This window comes from Stenotrophomonas sp. HMWF023 (assembly GCF_003060985.1).
GTDB classification, from domain to species: domain Bacteria; phylum Pseudomonadota; class Gammaproteobacteria; order Xanthomonadales; family Xanthomonadaceae; genus Stenotrophomonas; species Stenotrophomonas lactitubi.
On the sequence record NZ_QAIJ01000348.1, the window covers coordinates 1 to 624 of the forward strand.

Consider the following 624-nt stretch of genomic DNA (forward strand, 5'->3'; position numbering starts at 1 on the left):
CGTTTACGCTGTCCGTTGGCGGTGCTGGCCATGCAGGGAAAGGATGCTGTGTTGAAGATGCTGCGGTGGTTGGGCTGGGCAATGCTGGCCCTGCTGGTGATGGCCGTCGCGGCATGGCTGCTGTCGAGGTTCTGGCCGTTGTCGGCCGCCCAGCGGGAAGACAGGCGTCTGCTTGAGGCCGTGCAACCCAACGAAGGTCGCAACGGCTTCGCCCTGCTGTGGACGCTGCCCTTCGATGGGCTGGACCAGGCCCAGCGTGAGGCGGCGTTGGCCGACGATCTGCGGCGCTGGAAGGCCTCGCCATCGCAGGCGTCGCACGCCTCGTTGCTGGCGGCCGGGCACGCACCGTTGAATCTGGATGGGGCAGGTCGTTGTGCCGTCGGGCCCGTCGGCTGCCTGGCACAGGTACGCGCTGATCCGCAGCGCTTCGCTGACGCCCACGCCGGGCATGCCGGCCTGCACGAGCGACTGGCCCGGTTGGCAGACTTCGACCGTTTCGATTCCCCGTTCCTGCCCGCCGGAAGCGAGCTCATGCCACTACCGGCGTACACGCCGCTGTTGGATGGCACCAGTGCACAGGCACTGGCTTACGTGCAGGGCGATGTTGCCGGTGCCATCGAGGGC

The 624-nt window shown here is 67.8% G+C and carries 1 pseudogene; it reads left to right on the top strand.

The features are described from left to right. Positions 1-57: 57 nt before the first annotated feature. Positions 58-624, top strand: a pseudogene (locus tag DBR20_RS23655) (hypothetical protein); the annotation flags it as partial.